Consider the following 17,259-nt stretch of genomic DNA (forward strand, 5'->3'; position numbering starts at 1 on the left):
TTGCATCTGTTCTCATCATCTGTTAGAAACCGCATTTGATTTTAATGTACATGCCTAAAAACTTAAACTCTCCTAAAAATTTAGAGCCTTTTCCAAATGTTCTGCATGCCCAAATCAATGCTGCAACTGTCACAATGCCTAAAATAGCGGCAAGGACATAAATCCAAAATGCATTTTTCTGTACGTTCTTAGAAGTCAGAATTCGTTGCTTCCTTTCATCATAGGCCGCCAATAGATGAAGTACATACATATACACACCTACTGGAAAACGAAGGCTAAAAGGATTCAGCATCTCATCACCCCCTAATATATGTAAAATGATACCATCCCCTTACAGAAAGCATAAGTTCATTTCAGCTCATATTTTTAGTAGAGTTTTCATGATCTATTTCTTATAAATTGGGGTCCTCCTGACTTCATCTCTGACAGAAGGATGATTTTTTACAAAAATAGGATGTGACAAATGAAACAAAGCTGACTAGAAGAAGCCAGCTTGTGATCTGCATCAACATAAAAAAACGCTGCGGCCCGCTCTCATGAAAGAGGGGCACGCAGCGCGTTGCTGACATTATTTATTCAAGTTATAGAATGTTGCAATGCCGTGGTATTGTGCTGTTTCAGCCAATTGATCTTCGATGCGAAGTAATTGGTTGTATTTCGCCACACGGTCCGTACGAGACGGAGCACCTGTTTTGATTTGTCCAGCGTTGGTTGCAACTGCGATGTCCGCAATTGTGCTGTCTTCTGTTTCACCAGAACGGTGAGAGATCACAGCTGTGTATCCTGCGCGTTTTGCCATTTCGATTGCATCAAATGTTTCAGTCAATGTACCGATTTGGTTTACTTTGATTAGGATTGAGTTACCGACACCATTTTTGATACCTTCAGAAAGCTTCTTCGTATTTGTTACGAATAAGTCGTCTCCTACTAGCTGAACCTTGCTGCCAAGGCGCTCAGTTAATAGTTTATGACCTTCCCAGTCGTTTTCATCAAGGCCGTCTTCGATTGAGATGATTGGGTATTTCGAAACCATATCTTCATACCAGTCAACCATTTCAGCAGATGTTTTTACAACACCTTCGCCTGATAAATGATATTTACCGTCTTCTTTGTTATAGAACTCAGAAGATGCAGCATCCATTGCAAGTTTCACTTCTTCACCTGGTTTGAAGCCAGCTTTTTCAATCGCTTCTACGATTGTTTGAAGTGCTTCTTCGTTAGAACCAAGGTTTGGAGCAAATCCACCTTCGTCACCTACAGCTGTGTTTAAGCCTTTTGCGCTTAAAACAGATTTCAGGCTATGGAAGATTTGTGCGCCCATACGAAGTGCTTCACGGAAGTTCGGCGCACCTACAGGCATAATCATGAATTCTTGAATGTCTACGTTGTTATCCGCATGCTCTCCGCCATTGACGATGTTCATCATTGGCACTGGAAGCGTTTTGGAGTTGAATCCACCAAGGTATTGGTAAAGTGGAATTTGTAAGAAATCAGCAGCCGCACGTGCTACAGCAATAGATACGCCAAGGATTGCGTTTGCGCCTAATTTCCCTTTGTTTTCTGTTCCATCAAGTTCGATTAACATTTTGTCAATCGCTACTTGTTCTGTTACATCAAAGCCTAAAAGCTCTGGTGCAATGATTTCGTTTACGTTGTTTACAGCTGTCAGAACACCTTTACCAAGGTAACGGTCTTTATCTCCGTCACGTAGTTCTACTGCTTCATATTCACCAGTAGAAGCACCACTTGGAACTAATGCACGGCCAAAGCCGCCAGATTCTGTGTAAACTTCTACTTCAACTGTTGGATTACCGCGAGAGTCTAATACTTCGCGTGCGTATACGTCAACAATGTATGGCATCGTTATTTCTCTCCTTTTGAATCAATTTTGTTATTTTTGAATCAATGATGTTCCTGTCATCTCTTTTGGTTTTTCAAGACCAAGTAAGTCTAAAAGCGTTGGAGATAGATCGGCTAAAATGCCGCCTTCTCTAAGTGTCGCACCTTTTTTCGTCACGATTACTGGAACAGGGTTTGTCGTATGTGCAGTATGTGGCTTTCCTTCTTCGGTAATTAGCACGTCTGCGTTACCGTGGTCTGCCGTGATGATGGCATGTCCGCCTTTAGCTAGGATTGCGTCGACTACAGCTCCTAAGCACTCATCTACTGCTTCAATGGCTTTAATTGTTGGCTCGAGCATTCCTGAATGTCCAACCATATCCGGGTTAGCAAAGTTCAGAATGATCGCATCATGCTTGTCGGCATTGATGTCTTCAACAAGTGCATCCTTTACCTCATAAGCGCTCATTTCCGGCTTTAGGTCATAGGTTGCCACATTTGGTGATTTGATCAAGATGCGGTCTTCACCAGGAAATTCTTCTTCACGTCCACCACTCATAAAGAACGTGACATGAGGATATTTCTCTGTTTCAGCAATTCGCAGCTGTTTCAATCCATTTTGAGAAATTACTTCTCCTACTGTGTTATCCAAATTCACTGGTTTGAAGGCCACATAGCCATCAACCGTTTCACTGAAGTGTGTGAAGCAGACGAAGTGTAAATGCTTCGGATGTGCTTCTCCGCGGTCAAATGAGCGGAAATCTTCATTTGTGAATGTGTTCGAAATTTGGATTGCACGGTCTGGACGGAAGTTATAGAAAATCACAGAGTCGCCGTCGTTTACTTTTGCAACAGGTTCACCATTTTCTCTTGTTATGACAGATGGAATAACGAATTCATCGTAGATTCCATTTTCATATGAGTCATCAACGACATCATAAATGTTTTGATAACTTGGGCCTTCACCATACGCCATCGCGCGATAAGCTTTTTCCACACGATCCCAGCGTTTGTCACGGTCCATTGAGTAGTAGCGTCCAGAGAGTGTTGCAATTTCACCGACACCAATTTCTTTGATTTGTTCTTCAAGCTGTTTTAAGTACACTTTGGCTGTCTTCTGACCAACATCACGTCCGTCCAAGAAGCCATGAATGTATACTTTTGTTAAGCCTTCTTTTTTCGCTAGTTTCAGCAGTGCAAATAGATGCTGGATGTGACTGTGCACTCCGCCATCTGACAATAGACCAAATAAGTGAAGGGCCTTGTCATTCTCTTTTGCATATGTCATTGCCTCTAGGAACGTTTCATTTTTCTCAAATTCCCCATCACGAATGGCAACATTCACTCTTGTTAAGCTTTGATATACAATGCGTCCTGCACCGATGTTCAAATGCCCAACTTCAGAGTTCCCCATTTGACCTTGCGGGAGACCTACTGCCTCACCTGAAGCCGTTAAGGTTTGATGCGGGAATTCGTTCCAGTAGCGGTCAAAGTTCGGTTTCTTCGCTTGTGCAACAGCGTTTCCGACTGTTTCGCCTCTTAAACCGAACCCGTCTAAGATGATTAATGCAGCTGGTTTCTTACTCATATTGACCTTCCTCCAATAATTGAACGAAAGACTGAGGTTCTAGGCTTGCGCCACCTACCAAAGCACCGTCAATATCGGATTCTGCCATATATTCTTTAATATTCGCCGGCTTCACGCTTCCGCCATATTGAATGCGAAGGCTGTCTGCCGCTTCTTGACCAAATTCACTTGCAACGGTTTGGCGGATGTGTGCACAAACATCGTTTGCATCTTTCGCTGTAGAAGATTTCCCTGTACCGATGGCCCAAATTGGCTCATACGCAATCACAGATTCAGCCACTTGCTGCTTCGTTAAACCAGCTAGTGCTTTCTTCACTTGATCAGCGACAAGTTCATTTGTTTTGCCGGCTTCACGCTCTTCAAGCGTTTCACCTACACAGATAATTGGAACGATGCCATGCTTGAATGCTGCATGTGCTTTTTTGTTCACTGTTTCATCTGTTTCAGCGAAGAATTCGCGGCGCTCTGAATGTCCAATCACTGAGTAGCCGATGCCAAGGTCTGTTAGAGCAGCAGGGCTGATTTCACCAGTGAATGCACCGTTTTCTTCAAAGTGCATATTTTGCGCACCAATTTTAAGGTCTGTTCCGTTTGAAAGGCTGTTTAGCTTTTCTAGGAAAAGTGCTGGCGCACAGACAATGGATTCCACTTTGTCAGGAGATGGAATAGATGATTTCACTTCTTCAACGAAGCTAACCGCTTCGCCAAGTGTTTTGTTCATTTTCCAGTTCCCAGCTATAATTGGTTTTCTCATGATTGACACTTCCTTATAGCAGTTTTGTCTTATTTATCGTTTAATGCAGTAACACCTGGAAGTTCTTTGCCTTCCATGAACTCAAGTGAAGCGCCGCCGCCTGTCGAAATATGGCTCATCTGATCGGCAAGACCAAATTTCTCAACAGCTGCTGCTGAATCTCCACCGCCAATGACAGAATATGTATCTTTTGCTTCTGCCAGTGCTTCTGCAATTGCTTTTGTTCCTTCGGCGAATGCATCGATTTCAAATACACCCATTGGTCCGTTCCAGACAACAAGTTTGCTGTTTTTAATGACGTCAGCATACTTGTCTCTTGTCTCTGTCCCAATATCAAGTGCTTCTAGATCACTTGGAATTTCAGAGATTGGCACAATGCTTGTATTCGCATCATTTGAAAAGTCGTCGGCTACTAGAACATCTGTTGGAATCAGGAAGTTCACGCCTTTTTCTTTTGCACGGTCCATAAAGGATTTCGCTAAATCTACTTTGTCTTCTTCTAATAGAGATTTCCCTACTTCGTGGCCGAGTGCTTTCACAAATGTATAAGCAAGTCCACCACCGATGATCAGGTTGTCCACTTTATCAAGAAGACTTTCAATAACACCGATTTTATCCTTTACTTTTGCGCCACCGATAATCGCTGTAAATGGGCGATCAGGGTTGGAAACTGCCTTTCCTAAAACCTCAAGCTCTTTTTGCATGAGGAAGCCCGAAACAGCCGGAAGATATGCTGCAATACCAGCTGTCGATGCATGTGCACGGTGTGCAGCACCAAATGCATCATTGACATACACATCCGCTAAATCAGCAAACGCTTTTGATAATTCAGGATCGTTCTTTTCTTCACCAGGATAGAAACGAACGTTTTCAAGCACTAGCACGTCTCCTTCTTTTAAGTCAGAGATTTGCTTTTTCACGTTTTCGCCGTAAGCTTCATCCGCTTTTTTCACTTCTTGTCCAAGAAGCTCTTGCAGACGCTTAGCCACAGGAGTCAAACGCAGTTCTTCAGTAACTTGACCCTTCGGACGACCCAAATGACTAGCTAGCAGTACCTTTGCGCCTTGTCCTGTTAAATACTCAATCGTTGGTAATGCTGCGCGAATACGAGTATCATCCGTCACTTTTCCGTCTTTCATTGGAACGTTAAAATCTACGCGGCAGAACACAACTTTACCTTTTACGTCAATGTCTTTTACTGATTTTTTATTCATGCTCGTCAGGAGATCCTCCTTTATTCTGGTTTCCTTACGCATTGGACAAGTCTCTCTTTATCCTTTTCCCATTTTGCCCTCATCAAAACGAGAAATCGTGCAGAACGGATAAAAGCAGAGAAAAAGGGAAAGGGATGCTTCCCCTTCCCTTGTCCGTCTTCATTATATCGTGTCTCTAGGAAAGAACCAAGTGAGTTCCTTCAGCGTGAGAAATTAAAGACCTTGTTTTGCAATGTAAGCTGCAAGATCAACTACGCGGTGAGAATATCCACTCTCGTTATCGTACCAAGAGATGACTTTCACCATGCTGCCTTCCATGACCATTGTAGAAAGAGCATCAATTGTAGAAGAGTTTGCATTACCATTGTAGTCACCAGATACTAATGGCTCTTCGCTGTAGCCAAGAATTCCGTTAAGTTCTCCTTCAGCTGCTTCTTTAAGTGCTGCATTTACGTCTTCAGCTGTTACATCTTGGTTTAATTCAGCAACAAGATCAACTAAAGAAACGTTAGGTGTTGGAACACGCATTGCGCCACCGTTCAATTTACCTTTTAGTTCAGGCAATACAAGTGAAACGGCTTTCGCAGCACCTGTAGAAGTTGGGATGATGTTTTCCGCAGCTGCACGAGCACGACGATAGTCTTTGTGCGGAAGATCAAGAATTTGCTGGTCGTTTGTGTATGAGTGAACAGTTGTCATCATACCGCGTTTGATACCAAATTTATCGTTAAGTACTTTTGCAAATGGAGCTAAGCAGTTAGTCGTACAAGATGCATTAGAGATAACATCGTGGCTAGCTGCATCATATTTGTCTTCGTTTACACCCATAACGATTGTGATATCTTCTTCGTTAGCAGGAGCAGAGATGATGACTTTTTTAGCGCCAGCTTCTAAGTGTTTTGCAGCGTCTGCACGTTTAGTGAAGAACCCAGTAGATTCAACAACGATTTCTACGCCTTGTTTACCCCAGCTTAATTTTGCAGGGTCACGCTCAGCTGATACTTCGATTGTTTTACCGTTCACTACTAAGTTTGTACCGTCTACAGAAACCTTTGCATCGAGTTTTCCGTGAACAGAGTCATATTGTAAAAGGTGTGCAAGCATGTTAGCGTCTGTTAGATCGTTAACCGCTACTACCTCAACTTCAGGATTGTTTAATGCTGCACGAAATACGTTACGTCCAATACGTCCAAATCCGTTAATACCGACTTTTACTGCCATGATGTTTCCTCCTTTTATAGGTAACAGAATGTTTTATATTGAGGGATCAATTGACTCCCTTAATAACTCTTTTGCGGCTCCTTCGTCTGTGACAAGAACCGTTCGGCGGGGTTTTTTGAAATAAGCTTCAATGGCCCCTGCCTTTGATGATCCACCTGCAACAGCAATGATATGTGGAATGCTTTCTAGATCATCTAGCTGCATGCCGACGGAGTGAACTTTGTGTACGACCTCACCATCACGATTAAAGTAATAGCCAAAGGCCTCGGTCACTGCGTCATGCTCATCAATCTTTTTTAAATCATCAGATGGTGTGTTTCGTCTCATCGCCATTGTTTTTGCTTCACCGATTCCATGAATGAGCATCGTAGATGATTTAATCGTTTGAAGCACTTCTTTGACTGATGGCTCTTCGATAATTGAAGAGTAAGCACCTTCTGATAGCTGTCCTGGAACAAACAGCAGCTTGTAAGTACCGGAAGCTTTTTCAGCCATGTGGGCACAAATGGTATTTGCCTGATTTTTTACATTTTCCCCAAGACCGCCTCTCGCAGGGACAAACATCATGTCGCGATTTTTGGTATCAGGGGTCATCATTTCGGCAACGGCTTCCATCGTCGTTCCGCCAGTGACGGCGACGATATTATTTCCAGTAAACCTTTTTTTCATACATTGGACAGCAGCTCTTCCCATTTCTTGCTTCACCCACGGGGATTCGTCACTGTTACCAGAAACGATGATCACTTCTTCTAGGCCTAACTTCCTCATTAATGTATTTTCCAAAAAGGTTAAACCTAAAACGTCCTTCATCATTCCTTCTAGCATGTCTAGCAAAGCATGACCTTCACTTGTCAGCATCATACCGCTCGTTTTGACATCCAGCAGGTTTTGTTCTTTTAAGAACTGAACTTCAGCCCTTAAGATGCGCTCACTGAGTCCAAGACTCGTCGCAAGACTTCTGCGGCCAATTGGTTCAGCTAACCTGATGTACTGCAAAATGTCGTAGCGTTTTTGCATCACTATGAGAAGATCTGGCAATAATTTTTTTTGAGCTTCCAATAAACGATTCATGGCTAACGACCCTTTCTTTTCACGTTGGACTCAAAACGTCCCACTGTGACAAAAAACGTCCCGCCACAGCCAAAAAAAATCAATCCCTGCTTTCTTTAATTATTTTAACAGGATAATCTTGCATTTTCAACTCTTACAAACACATTTAGACAAAAAATAGACACATTTTCACCGATAACCTGCTTGTCATCAAGGTTCTTACAATGAAAATATTTATTTTTCTCCTATATATAATGAATTTGTCATTGAAAAGGTGCAGGCTGATGCATCAGCCTGCTTATGTTTTAGATATCGACCCTTCCTCTTCGGCCAACCGTTTCGCATCTTCCTTCGGTTTGATTTTGAGATAATAAATGATGTAGCAGGCGGCCATGAACGGAATACCGCAATAAAGACCAATTCGCTGATCCTCAATAAAGAATAAACTGATGAGGACGATGCCAAATGCGATAAAGCCTGCCAATGGCACAAATGGATATAGTGGTGTACGGAAGACGAGATCCTTTACATCTCCGCCCTCTTTTGTGAAGTGTCTTCTAAAGAAATACTGAGATAAACAAATCGACATCCAGACAACCACAAGGACCATACCAGAAATCGATATAAGCCAAACATAGACCGTTTTTGGTGCCACAACACTTGTGAGCAGAGATAGAGCCGATACCCCCATTGTTACCAATAGTGCGTTGATTGGAATTTTACGCTTGGACAACCTTTTCGTAAAGGCAGGGCCTTTTCCATCTTTAGAAAGTGCCCAAAGCATACGTGATGATGCGTATAATCCAGAGTTCGCTACAGATAAGACGGCTGTGATGATAATAAAATTCATGATGTCTGCGGCGTATGGTATGCCGACCTTGTCCAGCACAACAACAAACGGGCTATCAATAGAACCTGCTGTCTGCCAAGGAAGAAGTGCGGCAAGAACCGCAATGGATAAGACGAAAAAGACCATCGTTCTCCAAATAATATTCCGTATGGATCGAGGCAATGTTTTTTCAGGGCTTTCACTCTCTCCTGCTGCGATCCCTACAAGCTCTGTTCCTTGAAAGGAGAAATTGACCGTGACCATGGTTAATAAAATAGCAAAAACACCATTAGGAAAAAGTCCGCCATGATCCGTCAAATGACGAAATAGAGGGGCTGGTTCTCCATCTTTTAGATTCATTCCGAAAATTGCGCCAATTCCAATGATAATGAACAATAAGATGGCAGCGACCTTGATGGCCGAAAACCAAAACTCCGTTTCAGCGAAGCTGCGTGCTGAGATGGCATTAATGGCAAATAAAATTACACTAAATGCAAGGCACCAAAGCCAAACAGGGATATCTGGGAACCACCTTTGGAGTAAAATACCTGCCGACGTAAACTCAAGTCCAATCGTACACGCCCAGCTAAACCAATAAAGCCAGCCGATCATAAAGCCTGTGGACGGACCAATATATTTGGTCGCATACTCTTGAAAGGAACCGGCTGTTGGCATTGCCACTGCTAATTCACCGAGACACAGCATCACCAAATACATTAATAGTCCGCCAATGATAAACGAAAGAATGGCTCCCCCGGGCCCTGCCTGGTGGATAATGAGTCCTGACCCAAGGAAAAGACCTGTACCGATGACGCCGCCTAAGGCAATCATAAAGAGATGTCTGCTTTTCATGGAACGCTCTAGTTCATTATGCTGATCTTGCTTCAAATCCGCTTCCCCACTTTCACTCTTCTATTCATCATCCTTTGACAAAATTCGCCGCTCGTTGAAAGAGAAAGGGAGAATTTGAAGGCTTCTCCCTTTTTACATTTATGCTTGAAATAATGCTTCAATATGACCGATCGCCCAGTCTAAATCTTCTTTTGAAATGGTAAGCGGCGGTGCAAATCGGATGACTGTCTCATGGGTTTCTTTACATAACAGTCCTGCTTGTTTGAGCTTCTCACAATAGGGTCTAGCTGCCTCTGTCAGCTCCATACCGATAAATAACCCGCGTCCGCGTACTTCCTGAATGATAGGGCTTTGAATACGTGACAGTTTGTCTTTTAAGTATTCGCCAAGCTCCATGGAACGCTCTGCAAGCTTCTCGTCGATTAAGACATTCAGTGCAGCAAGCGACACCGCACACGCAAGAGGATTTCCACCAAAGGTAGACCCATGAGACCCGGGGTTAAATACGCCTAAAATATCGCGGTTTGCCACGACACATGAGATCGGGAATACGCCGCCACCTAATGCTTTGCCGAGGATCAGCATATCAGGCTCAATTTCCTCCCAGTCGCAGGCAAACATCTTGCCTGTCCGCGCTAATCCCACTTGAATTTCATCTGCAATGAATAATACATTTTCCTTTTCACATAGCGCCTTCGCTTCTTTCAAGAAGCCCTCTGGCGGCATGACAATGCCCGCTTCCCCTTGAATCGGCTCAATGAGAAAAGCCGCTGTTTGTGGCGTAATGGCTTCACGTAACGCCTCAATATCTCCGTAAGAAATCAGCTTGATCCCCGGAAGCATCGGCCCGAAACCTCTTTGATATTCTGCTTCAGAAGAAAGAGACACAGCCGTCATCGTTCGGCCATGAAAATTTCCGACACAAGCTATGATTTCCGCACGATTCTCTTCGATTCCTTTGACGTCATATCCCCAGCGTCTCGCTGCTTTTACAGCCGTCTCCACAGCCTCCGCTCCTGTATTCATCGGCAGTGCCATGTCTTTATTTGTTAGTTTGCAAATTTTCTCATACCAAGGACCAAGCTGATCATTATGAAAGGCTCTCGAGGTGAGCGTCACGCGGTCTGCCTGTTTTTTGAGCGCATCAATAATGCGGGGATGGCGATGTCCTTGGTTCACTGCGGAATAAGCACTCAGCATATCCATGTATCGATTGCCTTCAGGGTCAGTCACCCAAACTCCCTCAGCCTCTGAAATGACAATTGGCAGCGGATGGTAGTTTGCCGCACCGTATTGCTCTGTTTGTTGAATCAATTCATTTGTCTGTGTCATTGTATGATCCTCCTTCTATAAGCTTGCTTCTTTTCACTCGGTTCATCTTCACTCATATGTTATGCAAGGATCGTGCCAACTTTCTGATCGCTTCATCATTAGGTTTGATCAGATTTCTCACGCAAAATATTTTTGCATATGCCGAATTTTTTAGAGGAAACCGCAAAATTTTTCATGTAAAATGGAGTTAAGGTCTGGAGGTGGCGCAAGTGAAAAAAGATCATCATGCGGAAAAGCTGGAAAATGAGATTGATCTGTATAAACAAATGCTCGATTTAATTGATGTCGGGGTTCACGCCATTGACGAGAATGGCAATACTGTTGTTTATAATAAAAAAATGATGGAAATTGAATCTTTGAAACGCTCTGATGTCCTCCATAAAAATGTACTCGACTTCTTCGCCTTTCAAGACGAGATGCACAGTACACTTGTCCAAGCGCTGCGTATCGGAAAACAAACCGTTCATGCAAAACAGACGTATCATAATTACAACGGAAAAGAAATCACAACGATTAACCATACATATCCGCTCGTTCGAGACGGTCTCATTCAAGGAGCGGTTGAAATTTCGAATGATGTGACCAAGCTGGAACGGCTGATTCACCACAATATGAAGAAAAAAGGAAACACACGCTTTACATTTGATTCAATCATTGGAAAAAGCCCTGTATTTTCAGAAGTGATTGAGCATGCGAAGCGAGCTACACGCACCTCTTCCTATGTGCTCATAGTTGGTGAAACAGGGACAGGAAAAGAACTCTTTGCTCAAAGCATTCATAACGGCAGCAGCCGTTCATCTGGACCATTTATTACCCAGAATTGTGCGGCACTGCCTGATAACCTCATTGAAAGCCTGCTTTTCGGTACGCAAAAAGGTGCTTTTACAGGTGCAACGGATCAGCCCGGTTTATTCGAACAGGCACAGGGAGGGACACTGCTTTTAGATGAGATCAATTCCTTAAATCCTGCTCTTCAAGCGAAACTACTGCGCGTATTGCAGGAGAAAAGTGTGAGAAGGTTAGGCAGCACAAAAGAAATCGCCGTTGATGTAAGAGTCATTGCTAATATGAATGAGGACCCTGTGGATGCGATCGCAGGTGGACGCATGCGAAAAGATTTATTTTATCGATTAGGCATCGTCACCTTATTTATCCCGCCACTTTCTGAGCGAAAAGAAGACATTCCTACGTTTGTCAGTCATTTTATTCAAAAATATAATGAGCTGTTTCAAATGAATGTGAAGGCGGCTGACGAAGAGGTGCTTGCCCTTTTTCAAGCCTATGATTGGCCAGGCAATGTAAGAGAGCTGGAGCATGTGATTGAGGCGGGGATGAATATGATGATGGATGAAGCTTACTTAAGCTTGCATCACCTTCCCTATCATTTCCGGTTCAAGCATGGGGAAGGTCGTCCTGCTGCACAATTGCAGGCGAATCCATTGCAGAAAACAGCGGCAGCTGACACATTTGTCTACACAAGTCCAGAACATACGACTGATTTTCAAACCCAAATGGAGCAATTTGAAAAACAATACATCGTCCATTACTTAGAAAAAATGGACGACAATATTTCACAGACTGCAAAGATTTTGGGCATGAGCAGGCAAAGTCTGCAATATCGAATGAAAAAGCTACATATTTCTCGTCAATAATAGAGCTGTGCCCTCATTCGGCACAGCTTACTCTGTATCTGACTGTCCTACCGTTTTTTGCAGTACATCACTCAGCAGTCTTTCTACATTTTTCAAATGTGTGAGCATCGCTCTCTCCGCTTCCTCTGGCCGCTTGGCAACGACAGCTTGATAAATTTGTTCATGTTCGTTGTAAAGCTGCCGAATCGAGGCTTTCCTTGAAAACAGCACCACTTTTCTTGTTTCACGCATCGTTTCTACTAACAATGCTGAGACCTGATTCATTAATGCCTTTAGTAAATCATTCTGCGAGGCTTTGGCTAAGGCTAGATGGAATGTGAGATCTGCCTCTTCACCAATTTCTTCATGCGCTTCTGCCAGCTTCATTTGTTCGAGAGCATCACGCAGGTGATGGAGGTCATCGTCTGTTCGAAGCAGCGCCGCCTTTTTGACAACACCCGTTTCAATGATTGACCTTACTTCAAGGAGCTGCACTACATCATGCTGCTTCATCAAAAATGCGGGAGATAAACTAAATGTGAGTTGATCAGGATCGAACTGCTTCACATAGGTGCCTTCCCCTTGCTTCATTTCTATTAATCCGATCGCTTTCAGAGCGGATAGCGCCTCTCTCACAGCAGAACGGCTGACTTGAAAGTTTTCAGAGAGCGCTTGAACCGAATCTAATTTCTCCCCAGGAAGAAGCTCACCTGTACGAATGGATTCAACTAATGCATCCGCAATTTCTTCATATATTTTTTTTGGTTTGATTTGTTTATATTTCAATTGGTCTCACCTCATCACTGTTGTCAATCCTTATCGGCTCATGCCCTATATATACTTTACCCCAAAATTTCCGATCACACGTCTCCCCTCCTCAATTTTCAAGAAATCTTCGGGCTGCCTTCCTCTCAGCAAAAAAGAAGCACATGCCATTTTTCTAGCATGTGCTCCTTTTTAATCATAGCGTTTCCGCAGCGTGGATGACGGAAGATTCATTTGTTCACGATATTTGGCAATGGTTCTGCGCGAGACGCGGATGCCGAAGGTTTGCTGAAGCTGAGTCATGATTTGCTGATCCGAATACGGTTTTTTCTTATTTTCCGTCTGGATCAGCTCTGCGATGTGCGTCTTGACTGTGTAGCTGGACGCCTCTTCTAGCGAATGTCCTTCTAGTTTTGCTTGGAAAAATTGCTTCATTTCCATTAAACCATAAGGGGTTTGCACCATTTTCCCTTTTACAGTCCGGCTGACTGTCGACTCATGTACTTGCAATATATCTGCTATCCGCTTCATCGTAAGCGGTTTCATTTTATGTTTGCCTGTAAGGAAAAAATCAGTCTGATGTAAGATAATCTCACGAACGACATGGGTCATCGTTTGTTTTCTCTGCTTCAACGCTTGAACAAGCCAATTGTACTGCTGCTCTTTTTCCTTTAAATACGCATATGCTTCATGCCGCTTTTGGTCTTGAATCATAGCGAAATATCCTTCATTCATCTCTACGTCAGGAAAAGCACGCTGATTCAGCTCAAATGTGATGTGATCCTGCATCACAGTGATATACACATCGGGCTCTATATACACATGCTGTTCCTCGGATGAGAAATGAAGGCCAGGTCTTGGTTCAAGCAGTGAGACCTCATCTTGTATCGCTTGAAGTGTTTTCATTGAAATGCCTGTTTTCGCCGCAATCTCTTTCCAAGCCTTCCTTGCAAAAAGAAAAAAATGCTCTTCGATGATCAATTCAGCTTCATACCAGCGCTCCCTTTTTCTTCTGAGCTGAAGCAGGATGCACTCTTGCAATGACCTTGCGCCAATACCGGCAGGCTCTAATGATTGAAGCTGATGAAGAACGGCTTCTACTTCTTCCGCTGAAACGTCTAAAACAGCGGCCATTGCATCAACCGGTTCATTTAAATAGCCATTTGAATCAATGGACTCAATCATAAAGTGAAAGATTCTTTGATGCTTTTCATTTAAGGTGAAATCGATTGCCTGTCTTTTCAAAACCATTTGCAGGCTTTCTTTTTGATGCGTACGATACGGCTCTGTCATTCGATCTTGTGATCTTTTATGATAAACTGGTTGATAGCTGTCCGTGTCTTTCCGCTCAATCAGAGGGTTCTCAAGCGCTAACTGGTCAAGATACTCGCCCAGCTCTGCGCAATTCAATTGCAGCAGTGTAATGGCCTGCCTGAGTTCTTGTGTGAGCACCTGCTTTAATACCTGTTCTTGTTGCAGTTTAAGGCTCATTGTCTCCCCTCCCTCTCATCATTTTACATGAAGATTGACGGACCGTATATACGAAATAGGAGTGATTTCCATGTCTGAACTTTTTTCCGTTCCATACTTTGTCGACAACTTGAAACAGCATATCGCCATGAATCAAAATGAAGACAAGGTTCATGCAATGAATGCATACTACCGCTCAGTGGTTTCTACACTTGTTCAGGACCAGCTCACCAAAAATGCTGTCGTATTGAAGCGAATTCAGCATCTTGATGAAGCCTATCAAAAGGTGAAAAAAGAAAACAAATGAATGCACGAAAAGGAGCACCCTTTGTCACGATTGCAAAGGGTGTTTGTCATGTATGAACAATTTCTGATCCAGCTTTGATTTGTACATCATCAAAAAGCCAGACCGTCCTATCGTATAGATGATAAAGGCAAACCATAGTCCGTGATTGTGCCAAATCGGCGTGACCGCTGCTTGGACAACCACAAACAAAATCATCGCAAAAAGCATCGAATTTCTGACAGGGGCAATTTCTGTCGCACCTGTAAATACACCATAAATCACCAGTCCAAAACAAGCAGCAAATGGATAAAGAACAAGCCAATCTGCATAACGCAATGTGACGTCAAGCAGCTGAGGGAGATTCGTAAACAAGCTCAAAATCGGCTCTTTTAATAGAAAATAACTCGCCGCAATAACACATGCCATGACAAGTGCCCACTGCCTCGATAGGGTCAATGTTTTTTCATAAAGAGTCCGGTCATTTGCACCAACTGATCTGCCAACAAGAATGCTGGACGCATTGGCAAAACCATCGAACAAATAAGCCATGATGTAGTGTATTTGAAATAAGATCGCGTTAGCCGCAAGCAGCTCTGTTCCAAAAGAAGCACCTTTTGCAGTGAACATGTTAATGACCACAAGCAGACAGATCGTCCGAATAAACAAATCTTTATTGACATGAAACATTTTCTGCACTGCCTGAGTGTCCATGATCTTCTTAACAGAAGGCATCCTGAACCCGTTTGACGAATGCTTCATGATGATCCATGCCCCTAGCACAAAAGCGGTTAATTCAGAAATCAATGTCGCAGCCGCAACCCCTTTCACTGCAAAGGAAAACACATGAACAAGCAGAAATGCGAGAGCCATATTCATGACATTGATCAAAATTTGTAAAGAAAGGGCTTCTTTCATTTTTGCCATCCCCATCAGCCAGCCCAGTATCACATAATTCATCAAGGTAAAAGGAGCACCCCAAATGCGAATATAAAAATAGTCTGCGGCAAATTGACGGACATCAGCAGCGGGAGAGATCACTAGAAAAGCGGATTGAATAATGGGCCATTGGAGAGCAATAAAACAAAGCCCGACCATGATGGCGATCAAAAAAGGCCTTAGAAAAGCAAGAACGCCCTGCTCCTCGTTCTGTGCTCCATTGGCCTGGGCGGCAAAGGCTGATGTACTCACCCGCAAAAAACCAAATAGCCAATATAATGTACTGAAAATGAGACTGCCGACTGCGACGCCTCCAATATAAGCGGGATTGGCGAGCTGACCGACAACTGCTGTATCGACAGCTCCGAGCAATGGAGTGGTCATCGTTGAAATTGTTAAAGGAATGGCCAAAGCTAAATACGCTCGATGATTCACGATGCCACCTGCCTTTCATGAAAAATAGCCTCTCCTAAAAGAGGCGTTGATCGTTGACAAAGGGCTAAAATGATCTTTATTTTAGCCCTTTGTCTTCTTTTCAGCGTGATTGAAAACCTTTGAAGTCTAGGAAGGACGAGCACCGGCGCGCAGGACTGACACCGAATGCGAGGGTTTGTCTACACGCTGAACCTCTCCTAAAAGAGGCGTTGATTGAATGAATCAAATGGAACGAACCGGTCTGCCAATCGTTCGTGACAAAGGATGGTCTGCGAGCATCGCATCTCTCATTTTCACAACAGCTTCCTTTTCTGATAAAAAGAAATCATCCTTTGATTGAAATTGGGCGACAAGCTCTCCTTGATCAAGAATCGCCAATTGATCACTCAATTGATAGGCTGCTGTCATATCATGTGTAATAAATAAGTAAGCCAGCCCTAGCTCTTTCTTTAATTCTACTAATAAATCTAAAATGACAGCCTGTGTGACCATATCTAAGCTGCTGACGGATTCATCGAGCACAATAAGCTTCGGCTGTAGCAATAATGCTCTTGCGATGTTGATCCTTTGCAGCTGGCCGCCACTGAATTGATGCGGATACTTAGACAAATCCTTTTCACTGAGCCCTACTCTTTCCAGCCAGTGGATCAGCACTTTCTTGCGTTCATTACGGGTCATTGTTTCATAGTTTTCAAGCGGCTCAGATAAAATTTGTTCGACTGTCCACCTTGGATTCACTGCCGAATATGAATCTTGAAACACCGCTTGCACATGCCGGCGAAAGTGTTTACGTGTTCGTTGATCTGCACGATATACATCCTGACCTTCAAAAAGAACCTGACCGGCACTCGGCTTCTCTAGTCCAAGTATGATGTTGCCAAGTGTACTTTTCCCTGCGCCGCTTTGCCCTAGTAACCCAAGACAAGTACCTTCTTCAATGGTCAAATGGACGCTTTTCAGGACAGGAGCTGCTCCTTTTTTTCTCATAAGAAACGATCGGTTGGTGTATGCATGACTGACTGCTTTCACTTCTAATAAATGCAAGGGCCTTCTCACC

Annotated in this window: 15 protein-coding genes; 2 read left to right on the plus strand and 13 right to left on the minus strand. The window is 43.4% G+C overall.

Features of this window, described 5'->3' with window-relative positions; translation table 11 throughout:
- Window positions 1-22: 22 nt before the first annotated feature.
- The 9 genes from C6W18_RS07110 to C6W18_RS07150 form a co-directional block, all read right to left on the minus strand.
- Window positions 23-292 (minus strand): hypothetical protein, encoded by a 270-nt coding sequence (locus C6W18_RS07110; protein ID WP_034316726.1) that lies wholly within the window; start codon window positions 290-292, stop codon window positions 23-25.
- Between the two features lie 276 nt (window positions 293-568).
- Complete coding sequence (gene eno / locus C6W18_RS07115) at window positions 569-1,861, minus strand: phosphopyruvate hydratase (RefSeq protein WP_003212752.1); 1,293 nt, start codon at window positions 1,859-1,861, stop codon at window positions 569-571.
- Between the two features lie 30 nt (window positions 1,862-1,891).
- Complete coding sequence (gpmI, locus tag C6W18_RS07120; RefSeq protein WP_034316723.1) at window positions 1,892-3,427, minus strand: 2,3-bisphosphoglycerate-independent phosphoglycerate mutase; 1,536 nt, start codon at window positions 3,425-3,427, stop codon at window positions 1,892-1,894.
- The gene (tpiA, locus tag C6W18_RS07125) at window positions 3,420-4,181 is read right to left on the minus strand and encodes a triose-phosphate isomerase (RefSeq protein WP_105926908.1); all 762 of its coding nucleotides are present in this window, start codon (window positions 4,179-4,181) and stop codon (window positions 3,420-3,422) included. The genes gpmI and tpiA overlap by 8 nt, the downstream gene beginning before the upstream one ends.
- A 29-nt stretch (window positions 4,182-4,210) precedes the next feature.
- Window positions 4,211-5,395 (minus strand): phosphoglycerate kinase, encoded by a 1,185-nt coding sequence (locus C6W18_RS07130; protein ID WP_105926910.1) that lies wholly within the window; start codon window positions 5,393-5,395, stop codon window positions 4,211-4,213.
- A gap of 213 nt (window positions 5,396-5,608) precedes the next feature.
- A complete protein-coding gene (gene gap, locus C6W18_RS07135; protein ID WP_105926912.1) occupies window positions 5,609-6,616 on the minus strand; it encodes a type I glyceraldehyde-3-phosphate dehydrogenase in 1,008 nt (335 codons plus the stop codon).
- A 33-nt stretch (window positions 6,617-6,649) separates the two neighbouring features.
- The gene (locus C6W18_RS07140; protein ID WP_105926914.1) at window positions 6,650-7,687 is read right to left on the minus strand and encodes a sugar-binding transcriptional regulator; all 1,038 of its coding nucleotides are present in this window, start codon (window positions 7,685-7,687) and stop codon (window positions 6,650-6,652) included.
- A gap of 277 nt (window positions 7,688-7,964) precedes the next feature.
- On the minus strand, window positions 7,965-9,347 hold the full coding sequence (locus C6W18_RS07145; RefSeq protein WP_223251671.1) for an amino acid permease: 1,383 nt from the start codon (window positions 9,345-9,347) through the stop codon (window positions 7,965-7,967).
- A gap of 138 nt (window positions 9,348-9,485) precedes the next feature.
- Window positions 9,486-10,679, minus strand: coding sequence for an ornithine--oxo-acid transaminase (locus C6W18_RS07150; RefSeq protein WP_105926918.1), 1,194 nt, complete (start codon window positions 10,677-10,679; stop codon window positions 9,486-9,488).
- A gap of 209 nt (window positions 10,680-10,888) precedes the next feature.
- Between C6W18_RS07150 and C6W18_RS07155 the strand changes: the two genes are divergently transcribed.
- Window positions 10,889-12,331, plus strand: a complete 1,443-nt coding sequence (locus C6W18_RS07155; RefSeq protein WP_105926920.1) for a sigma-54 interaction domain-containing protein — start codon at window positions 10,889-10,891, stop codon at window positions 12,329-12,331.
- A gap of 27 nt (window positions 12,332-12,358) precedes the next feature.
- Here the strand turns inward: C6W18_RS07155 and C6W18_RS07160 are convergent, their stop codons facing one another.
- Together C6W18_RS07160 and rpoN are read right to left on the minus strand one after the other, a co-directional pair.
- Entirely contained in the window at window positions 12,359-13,096 is a 738-nt protein-coding gene (locus C6W18_RS07160) for a FadR/GntR family transcriptional regulator (protein ID WP_105926922.1), read from the minus strand.
- A 171-nt stretch (window positions 13,097-13,267) separates the two neighbouring features.
- The gene (gene rpoN, locus C6W18_RS07165) at window positions 13,268-14,566 is read right to left on the minus strand and encodes an RNA polymerase factor sigma-54 (RefSeq protein ID WP_034316700.1); all 1,299 of its coding nucleotides are present in this window, start codon (window positions 14,564-14,566) and stop codon (window positions 13,268-13,270) included.
- 70 nt (window positions 14,567-14,636) lie between these two features.
- Here rpoN and yvfG point away from each other — a divergent pair, with 70 nt between their 5' ends.
- Window positions 14,637-14,852, plus strand: coding sequence for a protein YvfG (yvfG, locus tag C6W18_RS07170; RefSeq protein WP_034316698.1), 216 nt, complete (start codon window positions 14,637-14,639; stop codon window positions 14,850-14,852).
- Window positions 14,853-14,876: 24 nt separating this feature from the next.
- On the opposite strand, the gene C6W18_RS07175 is transcribed toward yvfG, so the two are convergent.
- Entirely contained in the window at window positions 14,877-16,202 is a 1,326-nt protein-coding gene (locus C6W18_RS07175) for an MATE family efflux transporter (RefSeq protein ID WP_105926924.1), read from the minus strand.
- 222 nt (window positions 16,203-16,424) lie between these two features.
- Window positions 16,425-17,246: a nickel import ATP-binding protein NikE gene (gene nikE, locus C6W18_RS07180; RefSeq protein ID WP_105926926.1), complete on the minus strand. Its 822-nt coding sequence runs from the start codon at window positions 17,244-17,246 to the stop codon at window positions 16,425-16,427.
- Window positions 17,247-17,259: the final 13 nt, after the last annotated feature.

The sequence above is a fragment of the Bacillus sp. LLTC93 genome, from assembly GCF_002993125.1.
Taxonomy (GTDB): domain Bacteria; phylum Bacillota; class Bacilli; order Bacillales; family Bacillaceae; genus Bacillus; species Bacillus zhangzhouensis.